General features: G+C 71.7%; 19 protein-coding genes, 1 tRNA gene and 1 riboswitch. Of the genes, 6 read left to right on the top strand and 14 right to left on the bottom strand.

Going from position 1 to position 18,701, the window contains the following annotated elements; translation table 11 throughout:
* Positions 1-133 precede the first annotated feature (133 nt).
* Together ACFY32_RS32175 and ACFY32_RS32170 are read right to left on the bottom strand one after the other, a co-directional pair.
* Positions 134-1,666 (bottom strand): MFS transporter, encoded by a 1,533-nt coding sequence (locus tag ACFY32_RS32175; protein WP_390676154.1) that lies wholly within the window; start codon positions 1,664-1,666, stop codon positions 134-136.
* A gap of 130 nt (positions 1,667-1,796) precedes the next feature.
* Positions 1,797-3,146 carry a DUF445 domain-containing protein gene (locus ACFY32_RS32170; RefSeq protein ID WP_359192520.1) on the bottom strand — a complete coding sequence of 450 codons (1,350 nt, stop codon included), beginning with the start codon at positions 3,144-3,146 and terminating at the stop codon, positions 1,797-1,799.
* A 190-nt stretch (positions 3,147-3,336) separates the two neighbouring features.
* Between ACFY32_RS32170 and ACFY32_RS32165 the strand changes: the two genes are divergently transcribed.
* A complete protein-coding gene (locus tag ACFY32_RS32165) occupies positions 3,337-4,704 on the top strand; it encodes an SGNH/GDSL hydrolase family protein (RefSeq protein ID WP_390676153.1) in 1,368 nt (455 codons plus the stop codon).
* Between the two features lie 50 nt (positions 4,705-4,754).
* Here the strand turns inward: ACFY32_RS32165 and ACFY32_RS32160 are convergent, their stop codons facing one another.
* From ACFY32_RS32160 to ACFY32_RS32145, 4 genes are read right to left on the bottom strand one after another with little or no spacing between them, the layout of a single operon-like run.
* Positions 4,755-5,561, bottom strand: coding sequence for a DUF1707 domain-containing protein (locus ACFY32_RS32160; protein WP_390676152.1), 807 nt, complete (start codon positions 5,559-5,561; stop codon positions 4,755-4,757).
* Between the two features lie 32 nt (positions 5,562-5,593).
* On the bottom strand, positions 5,594-6,565 hold the full coding sequence (locus ACFY32_RS32155) for an ATP-binding cassette domain-containing protein (protein WP_390676151.1): 972 nt from the start codon (positions 6,563-6,565) through the stop codon (positions 5,594-5,596).
* A 5-nt stretch (positions 6,566-6,570) separates the two neighbouring features.
* On the bottom strand, positions 6,571-7,335 hold the full coding sequence (locus ACFY32_RS32150; RefSeq protein ID WP_359192680.1) for an ABC transporter permease: 765 nt from the start codon (positions 7,333-7,335) through the stop codon (positions 6,571-6,573).
* Positions 7,336-7,384: 49 nt separating this feature from the next.
* On the bottom strand, positions 7,385-8,185 hold the full coding sequence (locus ACFY32_RS32145; RefSeq protein ID WP_390676150.1) for an ABC transporter permease: 801 nt from the start codon (positions 8,183-8,185) through the stop codon (positions 7,385-7,387).
* A 226-nt stretch (positions 8,186-8,411) separates the two neighbouring features.
* Between ACFY32_RS32145 and ACFY32_RS32140 the strand changes: the two genes are divergently transcribed.
* Complete coding sequence (locus ACFY32_RS32140; protein WP_390676149.1) at positions 8,412-10,826, top strand: transglycosylase domain-containing protein; 2,415 nt, start codon at positions 8,412-8,414, stop codon at positions 10,824-10,826.
* On the opposite strand, the gene ACFY32_RS32135 is transcribed toward ACFY32_RS32140, so the two are convergent.
* The 3 genes from ACFY32_RS32135 to ACFY32_RS32125 form a co-directional block, all read right to left on the bottom strand.
* The gene (locus ACFY32_RS32135; protein WP_359192535.1) at positions 10,820-11,140 is read right to left on the bottom strand and encodes an SMR family transporter; all 321 of its coding nucleotides are present in this window, start codon (positions 11,138-11,140) and stop codon (positions 10,820-10,822) included. The genes ACFY32_RS32140 and ACFY32_RS32135 overlap by 7 nt on opposite strands.
* A 30-nt stretch (positions 11,141-11,170) precedes the next feature.
* A riboswitch (guanidine-III (ykkC-III) riboswitch) is annotated at positions 11,171-11,236 on the bottom strand.
* A 56-nt stretch (positions 11,237-11,292) separates the two neighbouring features.
* On the bottom strand, positions 11,293-11,649 hold the full coding sequence (locus ACFY32_RS32130; protein ID WP_359192538.1) for a co-chaperone GroES: 357 nt from the start codon (positions 11,647-11,649) through the stop codon (positions 11,293-11,295).
* 23 nt (positions 11,650-11,672) lie between these two features.
* Complete coding sequence (locus ACFY32_RS32125; protein ID WP_359192540.1) at positions 11,673-12,002, bottom strand: DUF3618 domain-containing protein; 330 nt, start codon at positions 12,000-12,002, stop codon at positions 11,673-11,675.
* Positions 12,003-12,098: 96 nt separating this feature from the next.
* Between ACFY32_RS32125 and bcp the strand changes: the two genes are divergently transcribed.
* Together bcp and ACFY32_RS32115 are read left to right on the top strand one after the other, a co-directional pair.
* A complete protein-coding gene (bcp, locus tag ACFY32_RS32120) occupies positions 12,099-12,566 on the top strand; it encodes a thioredoxin-dependent thiol peroxidase (RefSeq protein WP_359192543.1) in 468 nt (155 codons plus the stop codon).
* Positions 12,567-12,646: 80 nt separating this feature from the next.
* Positions 12,647-12,730, top strand: a tRNA-Leu gene (locus tag ACFY32_RS32115).
* A gap of 52 nt (positions 12,731-12,782) precedes the next feature.
* On the opposite strand, the gene rdgB is transcribed toward ACFY32_RS32115, so the two are convergent.
* The 4 genes from rdgB to ACFY32_RS32095 all read right to left on the bottom strand — a co-directional run bounded on the left by rdgB (position 12,783) and on the right by ACFY32_RS32095 (position 15,040).
* Positions 12,783-13,385, bottom strand: a complete 603-nt coding sequence (rdgB, locus tag ACFY32_RS32110) for an RdgB/HAM1 family non-canonical purine NTP pyrophosphatase (RefSeq protein WP_390676148.1) — start codon at positions 13,383-13,385, stop codon at positions 12,783-12,785.
* Positions 13,386-13,426: 41 nt separating this feature from the next.
* A complete protein-coding gene (locus ACFY32_RS32105; RefSeq protein ID WP_390676147.1) occupies positions 13,427-13,828 on the bottom strand; it encodes a hypothetical protein in 402 nt (133 codons plus the stop codon).
* 150 nt (positions 13,829-13,978) lie between these two features.
* Positions 13,979-14,716, bottom strand: coding sequence for a ribonuclease PH (gene rph / locus ACFY32_RS32100; RefSeq protein WP_359192552.1), 738 nt, complete (start codon positions 14,714-14,716; stop codon positions 13,979-13,981).
* A 90-nt stretch (positions 14,717-14,806) separates the two neighbouring features.
* Positions 14,807-15,040 (bottom strand): PTS glucose/sucrose transporter subunit IIB, encoded by a 234-nt coding sequence (locus ACFY32_RS32095; RefSeq protein ID WP_359192554.1) that lies wholly within the window; start codon positions 15,038-15,040, stop codon positions 14,807-14,809.
* 177 nt (positions 15,041-15,217) lie between these two features.
* Between ACFY32_RS32095 and ACFY32_RS32090 the strand changes: the two genes are divergently transcribed.
* Together ACFY32_RS32090 and ACFY32_RS32085 are read left to right on the top strand one after the other, a co-directional pair.
* Entirely contained in the window at positions 15,218-16,507 is a 1,290-nt protein-coding gene (locus ACFY32_RS32090) for a PTS transporter subunit EIIC (protein ID WP_359192557.1), read from the top strand.
* 94 nt (positions 16,508-16,601) lie between these two features.
* Positions 16,602-17,852, top strand: coding sequence for a PTS transporter subunit EIIC (locus tag ACFY32_RS32085; protein ID WP_359192560.1), 1,251 nt, complete (start codon positions 16,602-16,604; stop codon positions 17,850-17,852).
* A 71-nt stretch (positions 17,853-17,923) separates the two neighbouring features.
* On the opposite strand, the gene ACFY32_RS32080 is transcribed toward ACFY32_RS32085, so the two are convergent.
* On the bottom strand, positions 17,924-18,676 hold the full coding sequence (locus ACFY32_RS32080) for an MBL fold metallo-hydrolase (protein ID WP_359192564.1): 753 nt from the start codon (positions 18,674-18,676) through the stop codon (positions 17,924-17,926).
* Positions 18,677-18,701: the final 25 nt, after the last annotated feature.

Below are 18,701 nucleotides of genomic sequence, written 5' to 3'. Positions count from 1 at the left end.
GGGACTGACGAAACTGGGGGGCTGACGGACCGGGGGGCTGATGGAACCGGCCTCCCGGCCCCACCAACCTCCGGTTCACACCGACGCCGCCCCGTTCCCCCGGTTCACACCGACGCCGCCCCGGCCCCCCGCATCACACCGAAGCCGCCCCCGTCCCCGGCGACCCCGCCGTCCCCGCCGTCCCCGACCCCCCCGTCGGCGCGGCCGCCGACAGCGGTGCGGCGATGTCCTCCAGCGACCGTTGCTCCGCCCGCACCGCGAGGAACGCCGCGACCAGGCCGGCCGCGCACATCAGGCCCGCGCCGATCTGGAAGGCGAGCACCGTGTCGCCGACGACGCCGGACTCGGTGAGGTCGGCGAAGAGGAGCGGGCCGCTGATGCCGCCGGCGGCGGTGCCGAGGGCGTAGAAGAAGGCGATGGCCATCGCGCGGGTCTCCATGGGGAAGATCTCGGAGACCGTGAGGTAGGCGCTGGAGGCGCCCGCGGAGGCGAAGAACAGCACCACGCACCAGCACGCGGTCATCGTCGTGGCCGTCAGCGAGCCGCGGTCGAACAGCCAGGCCGTGCCGAACAGCAGCACGCCCGACAGCAGATAGGTCGACGAGATCATGATGCGCCGGCCGACGGTGTCGAAGAGCTTGCCGAGGAGCAGCGGGCCGAGGAAGTTGCCCGCGGCGATGACGGCGAAGTAGTAGCCGGTGTGGCCGGTGGGCACGTCGAAGAAGGTGATGAGGATGGTGCCGAAGCCGAAGGTGATGGCGTTGTAGAGGAACGCCTGGCCGATGAAGAGGGAGAGGCCGAGGACCGCGCGGCGGGGGTACTTGCCGAAGACGGTCTTGGCGATCAGGCCGAAGCCGATGCTCTTGCGCTGGTGGATGGTGATCTCACCGGCGGGCGGCGGCAGTTTCGCGCCCTTCTCCCGCTCGATCTCGCGTTCGACCCCCTTGACCAGGGTCTCGGCCTCGTCGCCGTATCCGTGGATGAACTGCCAGCGCGGGCTCTCCGGGACGTGCCGCCGGACCAGCAGGATGACCAGGCCGAGGACCACGCCGAGGGCGAAGCTGAGCCGCCAGCCGAGGTCCTTGGGGAAGATGTCGGTGTTCAGCATCACGATGGACAGCAGGGAGCCGCCGATCGCGCCGAGCCAGTAGCTGCCGTTGATGATGAGGTCGACCCGGCCGCGGTACTTGGACGGGATCAGCTCGTCGATCGCGGAGTTGATGGCCGCGTACTCGCCGCCGATGCCGAAGCCGGTCAGGAAGCGGAAGAGGAAGAACCACCAGGACTCGAAGGACAGGGCGGTCAGCGCGGTCGCCGCGAGATAGACGACCAGGGTCGCCATGAACAGTTTCCTGCGGCCGAAGCGGTCGGTCAGCCAGCCGAAGAACAGCGCGCCGCAGCAGGCCCCCGCCACATAGAGGGCGGCGGCGAGGCCGGTGATCTGGGCGGCGCTGATGTCCAGGCCGCTGCCGTCCTCGGCGATCCGGCCGGCCACGTTGCCGACGATGGTGACTTCGAGACCGTCGAGAATCCAGACGGTGCCGAGGCCGATCACGATCATCCAGTGCCAGCGGGACCAGGGCAGCCGGTCCAGGCGGGCCGGCACGGCGGTGGTCACCGTGCCGGTGGAGGCGGGCACCGGGGCCGGCGACGATTCTGCTGTCATGGGCTCCCTCTCCGTCGAGCGAACGCCGGGCGGACGCCGACCGGACGCGGACCGGACGTCCGTCGAACACCGATCGGGGGTGATCGGACGCCTCCCTTGTGCCCTCGACCGGTGAAGTCACGCCGGGCGGCTACGCCCCCAGCATGCGGGAGACCGCGTAGATCAGCAGCCCGGCGAGGGAGCCGACCACCGTGCCGTTGATGCGGATGAACTGGAGGTCGCGGCCGATGTTGGCCTCGATCTTCTTGGTGGTGTGCTCGGCGTCCCAGCTCGCGACGGTGTCGGTGATCAGGGAGGTGATCTCGCGCCGGTAGGTGGACACGACGTAGACGGCGGCGCCCTCCACCCAGCCGTCGACCTTGTTCTGCACCTTGGGGTCACTGGCCATGCGGGCGCCCAGGGAGAGCAGGGAGGCGCGGACCCTGAGGCGCAGTTCGCTGCGCTCGTCCTCGGCCGCCGAGACGATCATGGATCGTACGGCCGTCCAGGCGGACGCGATCAGGTCCTGGACCTCGCCGCGGCCGAGGACCTCGGTCTTCAGCCGCTCGACCCGCGCCCGGGTGTCGGTGTCGGACTGGAGGTCGGAGGCGAAGTCGGTGAGGAAGCGGTCGAGGGCGCCGCGGGCGGGGTGGGCGGGCATGTCGCGCATCTCGGTGACGAAGCGCAGCAGCTCCTTGTAGACGCGCTCGCCGACCCGCTTGTCGACGAACCGGGGCGTCCAGCCGGGCGCCCCGCCCTGCACGGCGTCCATCACGGAGCCGCCGTGGGTGACCAGCCAGTCGTGGGCGCGGGTGACGACCAGGTCGACGGCCCGGCGGTGGCCGCCGTCGGCGACGACCCTCTCCAGCATCTTGCCGACGCCGGGGGCGATCTCCTGGGCGTCGGCCCGCCGGGTGATGGCCTCGCCGACCACCGCCTGGACGTCGGAGTCCCGCAGTACGGTCAGGGCGCCGCGCAGCGCGGCGGACAGCTCGGCCGTGACCCGGTCGGCGTGGTCGGGGTCGGCGAGCCAGGCGCCGAGCCGGGAGCCGATGCCGACGGCGCGCAGCCGCTGGCGTACGACGTCCTCGGAGAGGAAGTTCTCGCCGACGAACTCGCCGAGGGAGACGCCGAGCTGGTCCTTCTTCTTGGGAATGATCGCGGTGTGCGGGATGGGCAGGCCCAGGGGGTGCCGGAAGAGGGCGGTGACGGCGAACCAGTCGGCGAGCGCGCCGACCATGCCCGCCTCGGCGGCGGCGGAGACATAGCCCGCCCAGGCGCCGGCGCCCCGGTGGGCGGCCCACTCGGCGAGGGCGTACACCAGGGCGACGAAGAGGAGCAGCCCGGTGGCGGTGAGCTTCATGCGGCGCACTCCGCGCCGCTTCTCCTCGTCCGCCGGGCTGAACGCCGTCATCGCCCGGTCGACGGGGGCGCCGGGGCGGGCGGGCCGCTCCGCGGCGGGCGCCGTATCGCCGGGAAGTTCGTTGTTCGTCCGTTCCATCCGCTCCACCCGTTCGGTGATCCCTCACACATTGTCCCTGCCTGACCTACTCCCGGAACGGAACACGAGTTCCCGGCGTCTGTCCGGAAGGGGCGACACGACGGCGTCGCGCGCCCCGGGCCCGTGACGCATCATGGGCTCATCGCCACCGGAGCCCCCGGCTCCCCTCCGCCGAGGAGTACAGCACCTCATGACCGCCGGTCATGACCGGGGTGCGGGCAGGCCCCCCGCCACCCAGTACCGTGCCCTGCTCGCCGCGGTCCTCGCGGCGGTGCTGGCGCTGTCGGTCGGCATATACGTCGGTGCGGCGGCCGACGACGGCACCGCGGACCGCGCCGCGCGGGCCGACGGCGGCCACCCGCGCGGCGAGGCGGCGCCCGCCTCCACCGGCACCTGGGTCGGCGCCTGGTCCGCCTCGCCGGCCGCGGCCGAGCCGGGCACCGAAACCACCGGCCTGGCGGGCCGCTCGGTACGCAACGTGGTGCACGCGGGCACCGGGGGGACGAGTGCCCGCATCACGCTGTCCAATCTCTACGGCCGGACCCCGCTGACCGTCACCCACGCCTCCCTCGCGCTGGCCGGCCGCACCGGCACCGCCGCGGCGGCCCCCGGCACCATGCGCGAGCTGGCCTTCGCCGGGAGCCACCGGGTCGTCGTCCCGGCCGGCGGGCAGGTGACGAGCGACCCGGTCCGCCTGACCGTGCCGTACGGCGCCGACGTCCTGGTCACCACCTACTCCCCCACCCGGTCCGGGCCGGTCACCCACCACCCGCGCGCCCGGCAGACCAGCTTCCTGGCCACCGGCGACCGCACCGAGGACACCACCGGCGGGCCGTACACCGAGCGGACCCCGTACTGGCGCTACCTGACCGCGCTGGACGTGCTCAGCGACGAGGCCGAGGGGACGGTCGTGGTGCTCGGCGACTCGATCACCGACGGCGCCACCTCCACCGAGAACGCCAACCGCCGCTGGACCGACGTGCTCGCCGCGCGCCTGCGCACCGCCGCCGAGGCGGGCCGGGACGTGCCCCGCTACAGCGTCGTCAACCAGGGCATCAGCGGCAACCGGGTGCTGACCGGCGGCCGGGGCCGGCCCGCCGACAACCCCAGCGGCCGGGACCGGTTCTCCCGGGACGTCCTGGACCGCACCGGCGTCCGGGCCGTGATCATCGACCTCGGTGTCAACGACATCCTGCGCCACCGCGCCCTCGCCGACCCGGACGCCGTCCTGGACGGGCTGCGCGCCCTGGTCGACCGGGCGCACGCCCGCGGGCTGAAGGTGACCGGCGCGACCCTGATGCCGTTCGGCGGGCACCGCGGGTACAGCGCCGCCCGGGAGGCGGTACGGCAGCGGATCAACGCCGAGATCCGGGCCGGGCGGGTCTTCGACGCGGTCGCCGACTTCGACCGGACGCTCCGGGACCCCTACGACCCGCGGAAGCTGCGCGCCGACTACGACTGCGGCGACCATCTGCACCCCAGCGACAAGGGGTACGCCCGGATGGCCGGGACCGTCGACCTCGGCGGCCTGAGGGGCGCGGCACCGGCCCGCCTCTGATCACCGCCGGGCCCCGTGAGTCCGCTTTCCCCCGCGGTCGCCGAGCCCTCTCAGTCCTCCCCCCGCGATCCGCGCGGGCGCCGCTCCCGCCGGTCCTCGCGGGCCTGGCGTCGGAACTCCTGGTGGTTCTCCAGCATCCGGTGGTGGGCGTCGAGGACGTCGTCGCGGACCCGGGCGGCCCACTCCTGCCGGGACGCCCTGCGTTCCAGCTTCTCCCGGCGCCGCTCCTCCCGCAGGCGCTGCCGCTCCGCCCGGGTCACCTTGCGCTCCACGCCGACCCCGCCCCAGAAGGCGAACCCGGTGACGATCACGCGCGGGGCGCCCGGCTCACCGGCGACGCCCGCCTCGCTGTGGTCGAAGCCGCCCATGACGCCGATGCCGCGGACGACGACCTCCACGCCGGGCGGCACGACCACGTTCATCCCGCCCATGATCGCGACGCAGTTGACGACCACCTCCCGGTCGGCGAAGTCCGCCTCGCGCAGGTCGATCTCCCCGCCGCCCCAGAACGCGAAGCAGTTGAACCGCCGGGGCATCGTCCAGCGGCCCTTGCGCTGGAACCCGGACATGATGGCGACCGCCCACGTCGAGGAACCCCCGCCGCCGGTGATCCGCTCCGCCCAACTCCCCGCCCCGGCCGGTTCCTTGGCCATCGACACCGCCGGGGCCGCGCCGGCCGGCAGATCCCGGGTGATCGGCGCCAGCTCCCCGTAGGTCCGGGCCCGGTACGCGGCGTCCAGCCGCTCCTCGAACTCCGCCATGTCCAGCCGGCCCTCCGCGAGGGCGTCCCGCAGGATCTCGGCGACTCGTTCACGATCGGCGTCGGATGCGCGCAGTTCCGGGGCGTCGTCGGTCATGGCAGCAGCCTACGAGGTCGCCGTCGCGGGCACTACGCGCTCGCCCGTTCCGCATACATCCTGGCGATCACCGCCTCGATGTCGGGCTCCCGCACCGACAGGTCGACCAGCGGATACGCCGCCGCGACCGCCGCCACCAGCCCGGCCGCCGACGCCGACGCCGGAAACCCGATCCACTGCCGGACACCGTCCACCCGGACCACCCGGGCGGGCGCCGGGACCTCGATCGGCGGCAACTCCCGCGCCAGGTCCACCACCAGGGTCCGCTCGCTCTCCCCCGCCTCGTGCAGCCCGGTGAGCGGACCGTCGTACATCAGCTTGCCGTGGTCGATGACCATCACGCGGGAGCAGAGCTGCTCGATGTCCGTCAGGTCGTGGGTGGTCAGCAGGACCGTGGTGCCGCGCCCGGCGTTCAACTCCCGCAGGAAGCCGCGCACCTTGGCCTTGGAGACCACGTCCAGGCCGATGGTCGGCTCGTCGAGGTAGAGCACCTCGGGGTCGTGCAGCAGGGCCGCCGCGATGTCCCCGCGCATCCGCTGCCCCAGCGACAACTGCCGTACCGGCACGTCCAGCAGGCCGCCCAGGTCGAGGAGTTCCACACAGCGGTCGAGGTTCTCCCGGTAACGGGCGTCGGGGATGCGGTACATGCGGTGCGCCAGCTTGTAGGAGTCGATCAGCGGCAGGTCCCACCACAGCGTCGTGCGCTGCCCGAACACGACGCCGATCCGGCGGGCGAGGCGGACGCGCTCGCGGGACGGGTCGATGCCGGCCACGCTCAGCCTGCCGCCGCTGGGCGCGAGGATGCCGGTGAGCATCTTGACCGTGGTCGACTTCCCGGCGCCGTTCGGCCCGATGTACCCGACCATCTCGCCGCGCGCCACGGTGAACGACAGCCCGTCCACCGCCCGTACCTCCCGCCGCTCACGCCGCAGGAATCCCGTCCTCTTCCGCACGGCGAAGACCTTCTCGACGCCGTCCACCCGGATGAAGCCGTCCCCGTCCATCCCGCTCAACTCCCCGTACTCCGGTAGGAACGCAGCCCCGCCCGCCACGCCAGTCCCGCCAGCGCGCAGCACCCCGCCGCGACCAGCGGCGAGGCGAACGCCGCCCACTGCGGCAGGTGCAGCGGATAGGGCCGCCCCAGCACGTACGACGCCGGCACCCAGTTCACGAAGGCCAGCGGCAGCACGAAGGTCACCCCGCGCACCAGCTCCGCCGCGAACACCGCCGGCGGGTACTGCAACAGCGTCGTCCCCCCGTAGGTGAACGCGTTCTGCACCTCCGCGGCGTCCTGCGCCAGGAACTGGAACGCCGCCCCCGCCACGAACACCGCGCAGAAGATCACCGCGCCGCTGACCAGCGCCACCGGCACCAGCAGCACCTTCGCCGGCGTCCAGGCCACCTCCACGGCCGCCAGCGACCAGCCCAGGACCAGCGCGCCCTGCGTGATCCGGCCGATCCGGCGCAGCGCGAACCGGTCCGCGCCCAGTTGCGCCAGCACCGGCGCCGGACGCACCAGCAGCGTGTCCAGCGTGCCGTCCCGCACCCGCTGCCCGAGCCGCTCCATCGACCCCACCGCCAGGTCCGCCAGGCCGAAGGCGACCCCGGACAGCCCGTACAGGAAGGCGATCTCGGGCAGCGACCAGCCGCCCAGCGCGTCCACCCGGGAGAACATCAGCGCGATCGCCACGAAGTCCAGCGCGGTCACCGCGAAGCTCCCGAACGCCGTCATCGCGAACGACGCCCGGTAGGCCATCGTGGACCGGGTCCACATCCACGCGATCAGCCCGTACACCCGCAGTCCGGTCGCCACCCGGCCGCCGTCACCCACCCTGCACCACCACCCGCCGGGTCGCCGCCCGCTGCGCCGACCGCCCGGCCGCCAGCAGCAGCACCGCCCACCCCGCCTGGAACGCCAGCACCCGCACCGGATCGGCCTCCCCCAGCAGCACGTCCGCGGGCCCCTGGAGCAGCGAGGACCACGGCAGCAGCCGGACCACCTCGCCGAGCGCCCCCGGGAACACGTTCAGCGGCAGCAGCAGCCCCGAGCAGAACAGCCCCGCGATCGACGCCATCTGCGCCACCCCCGCGCCGTCCAGCAGCCAGAACGCCGACAGCGCCACCAGGAACCGGAGGCCGTACCCGACCACCATCCCCAGCAGCACCGCCGCCAGGAACCCCGCCCACCGGCCGGGCTCCCCGGGCAGCGCCACCGGGAAGAACACCGCCCCGAACACGAACGGCGCCACCCCGCGCCCCAGCAACTGGAACAGCGACCGGCCCACGTCCGCCGCCAGCCACCACATCTGGAGATCGGCCGGCCGGTACAGGTCGACCGCGATGTCACCGCTGCGAATCCGCTCCATCAGCTCGCCCTCGACCCCGCCGCCCCCGATGGCCAGCGTCGACAGCAGCGCCTGCCCCACCCACACATAGGTGACGGCCTGCGCCTGGTCGTAACCCCCCAGGTGCGGCCGCTCGTCCCACAGCGCCAGATACGTGTAGACCAGGATCAGGCCGAACACCGTGTTGGTGAACACCCCGGCCGCGGTCGCCGCCCGGTACGTCGCGTACCGCCGGAAGCCGCCCGCCGCGACGGCGACGTACAACCGCCCCGAACCCACGCCTGTGCCCTCCTTGGCCCCTACGGCACCGAAGCGCAGGAGCCTAGTGCCGGTGCCGTCCGCCCGGCCACGGGTTTTCCCGACCCGCGGCCCCGGGTGGGGGAACTGATCGCCGGATGCGACAGTCTTCTGTGGGGGCGCACGAAAGCGCCGAACACGTACGGACCGTACGGACCGCACGGACACGACGTACGACGCACCGCACCACAGGAGCCACACGCACACCATGAGCGACGATCCGCAGCCGAAGCAGCCGTCACCGGGCCGGGCCCGCCGGGACGCCACACCCCCGTCCCCGGACCCCGCGGACCCCGCGGACACCGGCACCGGCACCGGCACCGCCGGCAAGGCGAAGCGCCCCAGGCGCACCGGCTGGCGCCGGCTGGTCCCGACCTGGCGCATGACGCTCGGCGGCCTGGTGGTCGCCGTCGTGCTGGTCGTCGGCGGACTCTTCCTCGGCTACTCCCTGGTGCGCATCCCCCCGGCCAACGCCCTGGCCACCAAGCAGTCCAACGTCTACCTGTACGCCGACGGCACCGTCCTCGCCCGCGAGGGCAAGGTCAACCGGGAGAACGTGGACCTCGCCAAGATCTCCCAGGACGCCCAGCACGCCGTGCTCGCCGCCGAGGACCGCGACTTCTACACCGAGTCCGCCGTCGACCCCCAGGCGATGATCCGCGCCGCCTGGAACACGGCCACCGGCAAGGGCAAGCAGTCCGGCTCCACCATCACCCAGCAGTACGTGAAGAACTACTACCTCGCCCAGGAGCAGACCGTCACCCGCAAGGTGAAGGAGTTCTTCATCTCCATCAAGCTCGACCACGAGAAGAGCAAGGGCGACATCCTGGAGGGCTACCTCAACACCAGCTTCTTCGGCCGCAACGCCTACGGAATCCAGGCCGCCGCCCAGGCGTACTACGGCATCGACGCCACCGACCTGGACGCCGCCCGCGGCGCCTACCTCGCCTCCCTGCTCAACGCGCCCAGCGAGTACGACGTCGTCGCCCACCCGCAGAACCGGGGCGCCGCCGAGGCCCGCTGGAACTACGTCCTGGACGGCATGGTCGCCAAGGGCTGGCTGGACGCCGCCGACCGGGCCGGGATGAAGTTCCCCATGCCCAAGGAGTCCACCGCCTCCACCGGCATGTCCGGCCAGCGCGGCTACCTCGTCGGCATCGTCAACGACTACCTCACCGAGCACGGCATCGTCGGCTCCGACGACCTCGACCGCGGCGGCTACCGCATCACCACCACCCTGCAGAAGAAGAAGCAGGACGCCTTCGTCAAGGCCGTCGACGACCAGCTCATGTCCCAGCTCGACAGGAAGAACCGCAAGGTCGACACGTACGTCCGGGCCGGCGGCGCCTCCATCGACCCGAAGACGGGCAAGATCGTGGCGATGTACAACGGCATCGACTACGTCAAGCAGTACACGCCCAACGCCACCCGCCGCGACTTCCAGGTCGGCTCCACCTTCAAGCCCTTCGTCCTCACCGCCGCCGTCGAGCACGGCGCCGACACCCAGGACGGCCGGCCCATCACCCCCAACACCGTCTACGAGGGCACCAGCGAACGCCCCGTCCAGGGCTGGACCGGCACCGTCTACGCCCCGGAGAACGAGGACCACACCGACTACGGCGACATCACCGTCAGCGAGGCCACCGACAAGTCCGTCAACGCCGTGTACGCCCAGATGGCCGTGGACGTCGGCCCCACCCAGGTCAAGAAGACCGCCGTCGCCCTCGGCCTGCCCTCCGACACCCCGGAGATGCCCGACGGCCCCGCCATCGCGCTCGGCACCGCCACCGCCAGCGTCCTGGACATGACCGAGGCGTACGCCACCCTCGCCAACCACGGGCGGCACGGCACGTACACCATGGTCGAGAAGGTCGTGAAGGACGGCGACGAGGAACTCGACCTCCCCGCGCGCCACGAGAAGCAGGCCATCAGCCGCGAGGCCGCCGACACCACCACCTCCGTCCTGCGCGGCGTGGTGCAGAACGGCACCGCCACCGCCGCCCGGTCGGCCGGCCGGCCCGCCGCCGGCAAGACCGGCACCGCGGAGAAGGACAAGGCCGCCTGGTTCGCCGGCTACACCCCCGACCTGGTCACCGTCGTCGCCGTGATGGGCCAGGACCCGGTCACCGCCGCGCAGCAGCCGCTCTACGGCGCCCTGGGCCTGCCCCGGATGAACGGCGGCGGGGCGCCCGCCGAGATCTGGGGCCAGTACACCCGCGACGCCCTCCAGGGGAAGCCGGTCCGCGACTTCGACCTCGACCTCCAGTCCGGCGCCTACGCCAGCCAGGCCCCGTCCACCGGGCCCTCCGCCGACACCGGCACCGGCGCCACCGGCGACACCGGCAGCGCCACCCCGTCCGGCCGGGAGACCTCCGGCGGTTCCCCCGACGAGAACGACGACGCCACCCCGTCCGGCGACGGCACCGGCACCGGCCCCAGCGCGACCGGCGGCCCCAGCACCGAACCCGGCGCGGACGGCGGCGGCGGCGCCGGCGAGACGGACCCCGGCGGCGGGCAGCCGGCCACCGGCGGCGGCGGCAGCACCGACGACGGCAACGCCGACCCGTCCGCCACCGCCGGGCAGCTCACCGGCGGGCAGCTCACCGGCGGCCCCCGTCAGTGACCCGAGGTCGCCTTCAGACCCACGACGGCGACCAGCAGCAGACAGATGAAGAAGATCCGGGCGGCGGTCGCCGGCTCCCCCAGCACCACCATGCCGAGCACCGCCGCACCGGCCGCGCCGATCCCCACCCACACGCCGTAGGCGGTACCGATCGGCAGCGTCCGCGCCGCGTACGACAGCAGCACCATGCTGGCCACGATCCCGGCCCCGGTGAACAGACTCGGCACCAGCCGGGTGAACCCCTCGGTGTACTTCATCCCGATCGACCAGCCGACCTCCAGCAGACCGGCGACGACGAGCAGAACCCACGCCATGACAACACCTCCGTGAACGGACCGAACGGCGGTGCGTCGTCTTTGCCTTCACCCGGTACGGCGCGTCTCGTCGGGGTCGTTCCACGGTAGCAAGCCACGCGGAAAAGGGCTGGTGACGATGGTCACCAGCCCTTTGTCGTCCCGTCGGCGCTTCAGAGATACAGCCCGGTGGAGTCCTCCGAGCCCTCGAAGCGGTCCGCGGCCACCGCGTGCAGATCGCGCTCCCGCATGAGCACGTACCCGACGCCCCGCACCTCCACCTCGGCACGGTCCTCCGGGTCGTACAGCACCCGGTCACCGGGCTCCACCGTCCGGACGTTCTGCCCCACCGCGACGACCTCGGCCCAGGCCAGCCGCCGGCCGACCGCCGCCGTGGCGGGGATCAGGATGCCGCCCCCCGAACGCCGCTCGCCCTCACTGGTGTCCTGCCGCACGAGCACGCGGTCGTGCAGCATCCGGATGGGCAGCTTGTCGTCCTGGGTGCTGTGGTCGTTTCTCTTGGCGCTCACGCCTCGAACCTACCTGCTCCGTCTCAGCCCCTGCGCCGCCGGGTACGCAGGGCCAGCAGGCCCACCACCCCGACGACCACGAGCGCCACGGGCACGACCCGCTCCGGCTTGGGTCTGCCCTGCTCGTCCACGAACTGCGCCTTCACATCGCTGACCACCCGGTTGACCTGGACGTACGCACGCCCGAGGGTGTGGTCGATGTTCGAGGCGACCTTGGCCTTCGCGTCCCCCACGATCGTCTTCGGATGCACCCGCATCCCGATCTCGTCCAGCGTCTCGGCCAGCACCTCGCGGCGGCGCTTGATGTCCGCCTCGATCTGCGCCGGGGTTCTCGTGTCCGACGTGTCCGCCACCGTACGGCCTCCGATGTGAAGCTGAGTGCTTGTTCCGGACAGTCTGTCAGCTCTGCGGCCGACCGCACTGTCAGGACCCCCGGTTACGCTGTTCCGATGAGCGAGCGACTCCAGCCCGGGGACACCGCCCCCGCCTTCACCCTCCCGGACGCCGACGGCAACGAGGTGTCCCTGGCCGACCACAAGGGCCGCAAGGTCATCGTCTACTTCTACCCCGCTGCCCTTACCCCCGGCTGCACCAAGCAGGCCTGCGACTTCACGGACAACCTCGACCTGCTGGCCGGCGCCGGGTACGACGTCATCGGCATCTCCCCCGACGAGCCGGAGAAGCTCGCCAGGTTCCGCGACACCGAGTCCCTGCGGGTCACCCTCCTCGCCGACCCCGACAGGACGGTCCTCGACGCGTACGGCGCCTTCGGGGAGAAGAAGAACTACGGCAGGACGTACCAGGGCGTCATCCGCTCCACCATCGTCGTGGACGAGGACGGCAAGGTGGAACGCGCCCTGTACAACGTCCGTGCGACGGGCCACGTAGCGAAGATCATCAAGGACCTGGGCGTCTGATCCGGCCCGCCTCGCCCCGTGCCGCCGCCCCGGTGCGGACGCAAGGCGGAGCGCGCCGCCCGGTACCATGAGGGGCACTCGCGGCGGTGGCGCAATGGCGACGCAGCAGACTTAGGATCTGTGGCCCTTGATCGGGCTTGAGGGTTCGAATCCCTTCCGCCGCACCCAGACGGCCTGCGAATCCAAGGTGATACGCAGGCCGTCGGTGCGTTCGGCTCAGCCCAGCAACTCCCGTACCTCCGGCACCAGTTCCCGGAACGCCTTGCCGCGGTGGCTGATGGCGTTCTTCTCGGCCGCCGTGAGTTCCGCGCAGGTGCGGGTCTCGCCGTCGGGCTGGAGGATCGGGTCGTAGCCGAAGCCGCCGGTGCCGGCCGGCTCGCGGCGCAGGACGCCCGGCAGGCGGCCCTCGACGACGCGTTCGGTGCCGTCGGGCAGGGCCAGGGCCGCCGCGCAGGCGAAGGACGCGGACCGGTGCTCGTCGGGGATGTCGGCGAGCTGGGCGAGGAGCAGGTCGAGGTTGGCCTTGTCGTCGCCGTGGCGGCCGGCCCAGCGGGCGGAGAAGATGCCGGGCGCGCCGTGCAGGACGTCGACGCAGAGGCCGGAGTCGTCGGCGACGGCGGGCAGGCCGGTGGCCTGCGCGAGGGCGTGCGCCTTGAGCAGGGCGTTCTCCGCGAAGGTGACGCCGGTCTCCTTGACGTCGGGGATCTCGGGGTAGGCGTCGGCGCCGACGAGTTCGTGGGGCAGACCGGCGTCGGCGAGGATGGCGCGGAGTTCGGTGATCTTCCCGGCGTTGCGGGTGGCGAGGATCAGGCGGGTCATGGGTCAAGTGTCCCAGGCGGGGCGGTCGCGCGGCCGCCCGGTCAGGGGGTGCAGACCTTGGTCAGTTCCCCGGCCGCGTCGGTGACGGGGCTGATGTCGGGGGTGGCGTCGCCGTTCTCGATGGCGACGCGGACGTTCTCCACGGCCCGGCCGAGGTCGTCGACGGCCTGGTCGACGTCGGTGTTGTCGGCCTTGTCGCCGATTCTGTCGAGGTTCTTGTCGATGCTGTCGAGCGACTCCTCCACCTGCGTCGGGTCGTCGACGGCGGCCTCGACGGCCTGCTGGAGGGCGGTGACGCTGTCGGCGATGGCGTCGGCGCTCTGGACGCAGTCCAGTGCGCGGTCGACGGCGTCGCAGCCTGTGGTCAGCGCGGCGGTCAGGCCGACGGCCGCCACGGCGGCGGCGACGGCGGCGCGACGACTGCGGCGTCGGGTCCTGGCCATGGGTGCGGTCCTCCCCTGGGGACAGGGCCGTGCGGCCCCCTCGGTCCGGTGCGCCGGGCGTACGGCGGTGAGGCCGTACGCCCGTACCCCTAGGGACGCGGTGGCGGGCGGCGCAGTTGCGTGCGCGGGCGGCCGCTCTTTCCCGGGTCTTTACCTTTCGAGGGCGGTGCCGAGGGCCGTGCGCTGGAGTTCGGCCAGGTCGGCGCAGCCGGTCTGGGCGAGGTCGAGGAGGGTGTCGAGTTCCTCGCGGGCGAAGGGTTCGGCCTCGGCGGTGCCCTGGACCTCGACGAAGCGGCCGTCGCCGGTGCAGACGACGTTCATGTCGGTGTCGGCGCGGACGTCCTCCTCGTAGCGGAGGTCGAGGAGGGGGACGCCGGCCACGATGCCGACGGAGACGGCGGAGACGGTGCCGGTGAGGGGCTTGCGGCCGGGCTTGATGATCTTCTTGCCCTGGGCCCAGGAGACGGCGTCGGCGAGGGCGACGTAGGCGCCGGTGATGGCGGCGGTGCGGGTGCCGCCGTCGGCCTGGAGGACGTCGCAGTCCAGGACGATGGTGTTCTCGCCGAGCGCCTTGTAGTCGATGACCGCGCGCAGCGAGCGGCCGATGAGGCGGCTGATCTCGTGGGTGCGTCCGCCGATGCGGCCCTTGACCGACTCGCGGTCGCCGCGGGTGTTGGTGGCGCGGGGCAGCATGGCGTACTCGGCGGTGACCCAGCCTTCGCCGCTGCCCTTGCGCCAGCGGGGGACGCCTTCGGTGACGGAGGCGGTGCACAGGACCTTGGTGTCGCCGAAGGAGACGAGGACGGAGCCCTCGGCGTGCTTGCTCCAGCCGCGTTCGATGGTGACGGGGCGGAGTTGGTTGGGGGTGCGGCCGTCGATTCGTGACATGCGGGTGAGCCTAGCCGTATGCGGAGGGGGCCCCTCCCGTGGCGGGAGGGGCCCCCTGGGCGGGTGAGCGGGCGCCGCTCACGTCCGCCGTCACATCATGTCTTCGATCTCCGCGGCGATCGGGTCGGCGTCGGTGCCGATGACGACCTGGATGGCGCTGCCCATCTTCACGACGCCGTGGGCGCCGGCGGCCTTGAGGGCGGCCTCGTCGACCAGCGAGGGGTCGTTGACCTCGGTGCGCAGGCGGGTGATGCAGCCTTCGATCTCGTCGATGTTGTCGATGCCGCCGAGCCCGGCAACGATCTTCTCAGCCTTGCTGGCCATGTTCTTTCTCCCTGATCCGAACCGCTTTGTCGCAGTAACCCACAGTTGGCCCATCTTCGCGAGCGGTCATGCGGTCGGTACCGAATGATGGCGTCACGACAGCGGAACCGTCCGCCAACTGGTCTACACCACCCCGGGGACGGCCGCCAAACGCGCCTCCCCCGCCAAGGAGACCGGATGAGTGCCGACCGTGCGGCCAGCCCCGCCCGTGCCCGCTTCCAGGGTGTGTTCCAGGGCCTGCAGAAAATGGGGCGCAGTCTCCAGTTGCCGATCGCGGTGCTGCCCGCGGCGGGCATCCTCAACCGGCTGGGGCAGCCGGACGTGTTCGGGGCCGACGGGCTGGGCTGGACCGATGTCTCCAAGGTGATGACGGGCGCGGGCGGGGCGCTGCTGGACGGTTCGCTGGGGCTGCCGCTGCTGTTCTGCGTGGGCGTGGCCATCGGGATGGCGAAGAAGGCGGACGGGTCGACGGCGCTGGCGGCGGTGGCGGGGTTCCTCGTCTACTTCAACGTGCTGCGGCAGTTCCCGGAGGACTGCCCGTCGGGGTCGAAGGCGGTGCCGCAGATCGGCTGCCGGCTCACCGACGGGACGGTGACGGCGTTCACGTACCAGAATCCGGGGGTGTTCGGCGGGATCGTCATGGGGCTGATGGCCGCGTACTTCTGGCGGCGGTTCCACCGCACGAAGCTGGTGGACTGGCTCGGCTTCTTCAACGGCCGCCGGCTGGTGCCGATCATCATGGCGTTCGTGGCGATCGCGTTCGCGGCGCTGTGCCTGTGGGTGTGGCCGCCGATCGGTGACGCGCTGGAGAGCTTCAGCGACTGGCTGACGGACATCGGGGCGTGGGGCGCCGGGGTGTTCGGGCTGGCGAACCGGGCGCTGCTGGTGATCGGGCTGCACCAGTTCCTGAACGTGCCGATGTGGTTCCAGTTCGGCAGCTTCACCAAGCCGGACGGCACGGTGGTGCACGGCGACATCAACATGTTCCTGGCGGGCGATCCGGACGCGGGCCAGTTCACCTCGGGCTTCTTCCCGATCATGATGTTCGCGCTGCCGGCCGCGGCGCTGGCGATCACGCACTGCGCCAAGCCGCACCGCCGCAAGGAGGTGGGCGGCCTGATGCTGTCGGTGGCGCTGACGTCGTTCGTCACCGGCATCACCGAGCCGCTGGAGTACTCGTTCCTGTTCGTCGCTCCGGTGCTGTACGCGATCCACGCGGTGCTGACCGGGGTGTCGATGGCGGTGACGTGGGGGCTGGGGGTGAAGGACGGGTTCAGTTTCTCGGCGGGCCTGATCGACTACGTCATCAACTGGAACCTGGCGACCAGGCCGTGGCTGATCATTCCGATCGGGCTGTGCTTCGCCGTCGTCTACTACCTGCTGTTCCGGTTCGCGATCCGGAAGTTCGACCTGAAGACGCCTGGCCGGGAGCCGGAGGACGAGGTGGAGGACGTCACGAAGGGTTAGCGGAATCGAGGGTTCCTTACGCCGCCTTCATCGTGCTACAACAGGTCTACACCACTGAGTGGTGTAGACCACCACCCGATGGAGGAACGTAACAATGAGCACCGCCACCGCATCGGCGGCCCCCGCAAAGAAGCGGGGATCGGGCCTGTTCCAGGGCCTGCAGAAGGTCGGACGCAGCCTACAGCTCCCGATCGCGGTACTCCCGGCCGCGGGCATCATGGTCCGCCTCGGCCAGGACGACATCTTCGGCAAGGACGGCCTGGGCTGGGACAAGGTCGCCGCCGTCTTCAACAACGCGGGCGGGGCGCTGACCGGTTCGCTGCCGCTGCTGTTCTGCATAGGCGTGGCGATCGGCTTCGCGAAGAAGGCGGACGGCTCGACCGCGCTCGCCGCGGTGGTCGGCTTCCTGGTCTACAGCAAGGTGCTGGAGGCGTTCCCGGTCACCGAGGCGGTGGTCAAGGACGGCCCGGACGTCGCCGCGACGTACAACAACCCCGGGGTGCTCGGCGGCATCATCATGGGTCTGCTCGCCGCCGTGCTGTGGCAGCGCTACCACCGCAAGAAGCTGGTGGACTGGCTCGGCTTCTTCAACGGCCGCCGGCTGGTGCCGATCATCATGGCGTTCGTCGGCATCGTCGTGGGCGTCTTCTTCGGTCTGGTCTGGGAGCCCATCGGCGAGGCCATCTCCAACTTCGGCGAGTGGATGACCGGCCTCGGCGCGGGCGGCGCGGCCCTGTTCGGCGCGGTGAACCGCGGGCTGATCCCGATCGGCATGCACCAGTTCGTCAACACGGTGGCCTGGTTCCAGCTCGGTGACTTCAAGGACGCCTCGGGCGAGATCGTGCACGGCGACATCACCCGCTTCCTGGCCGGTGACCCCTCCGCCGGCATCTTCCAGGCCGGCTTCTTCCCGATCATGATGTTCGGTCTGCCGGCCGCCGCGATCGCCATCGCGCACTGCGCCCGCCCCGAGCGCCGCAAGGCCGTCATGGGCATGATGATCTCGCTGGCGGCCACCTCGTTCGTCACCGGTGTGACCGAGCCGATCGAGTTCTCGTTCATGTTCATCGCGCCGGTCCTGTACGTGCTGCACGCGGTGCTCACCGCGGTGTCCATGGCGGTGACGTGGGGCCTGGGCGTGCACGCCGGCTTCAACTTCTCGGCCGGCTTCATCGACTACGCCCTCAACTGGCACCTGGCGACCAAGCCCTGGCTGATCATCCCGATCGGCCTGGTCTTCGCGGCCCTCTACTACGTGGTGTTCCGCTTCGCCATCCTCAAGTTCGACCTCAAGACCCCGGGCCGCGAGCCCGAGGAGGAGGTCGAGGACCTCACGAAGGCGTGAGGACTCCTCGCCGTACGGCATGACGAAGGCCCCGGAACCGGGTGGGTTCCGGGGCCTTCGCGCGTCCGTGCTCAGATCTCGTACGTCGCTCCCGGCGCGGCCAGCGAGACGGGGCCGTCGAAGACCTCGCGGGCGTCGGCGAGGTTGGTGCGGGGGTCGGTCCACGGGGGGATGTGGGTGAGGACCAGGCGCCGGGCGCCGGCGCGGGCGGCGGTCTGGCCGGCCTCGCGTCCGTTGAGGTGGAGGTCGGGGATCGCCTCCTTGCCGTGGGTGAAGGCGGCCTCGCACAGGAACAGGTCGCTGTCGCGGGCGAGTTCGTCCAGCGTGGGCGTGACCCCGGTGTCGCCGGAGTAGGTCAGCGACCGCCCGGCGTGCTCGACGCGGATGCCGTACGCCTCGACGGGGTGGGCGACCAGGTCGGTGTGCACCGTGAACGGGCCGATCTCGAAGGTGCCCGGCTTGACGGTGTGGAAGTCGAAGACCTCGCTCATGGAGGAGGCGGTGGGGGTGTCGGCGTAGGCGGTGGTCAGGCGGTGCTCGGTGCCCTCGGGGCCGTAGACCGGGAGCGGGGAGCAGCGGCCGCCGTCGTGCCGGTAGTAGCGCGCCACGAAGTAGGCGCACATGTCGATGCAGTGGTCGGCGTGCAGATGGCTGAGGAAGATCGCGTCGAGGTCGTAGAGACCGCAGTGGCGCTGCAGCTCGCCCAGGGCGCCGTTGCCCATGTCGAGGAGCAGCCGGAAGCCGTCGGCCTCGACGAGGTAGCTCGAACAGGCCGATTCCGCGGACGGGAACGACCCCGAGCAGCCGACGACGGTGAGCTTCATGGAGCAGAAACCTCCGCTGGCGGAT

Origin of the sequence: Streptomyces sp. NPDC000134 (genome assembly GCF_042899225.1) — a bacterium.
Classification (GTDB): Bacteria; Actinomycetota; Actinomycetes; order Streptomycetales; family Streptomycetaceae; genus Streptomyces.
The sequence above is the reverse complement of the archived record's forward strand: the minus strand, read 5'-3'. Positions and strand labels throughout refer to the sequence as shown.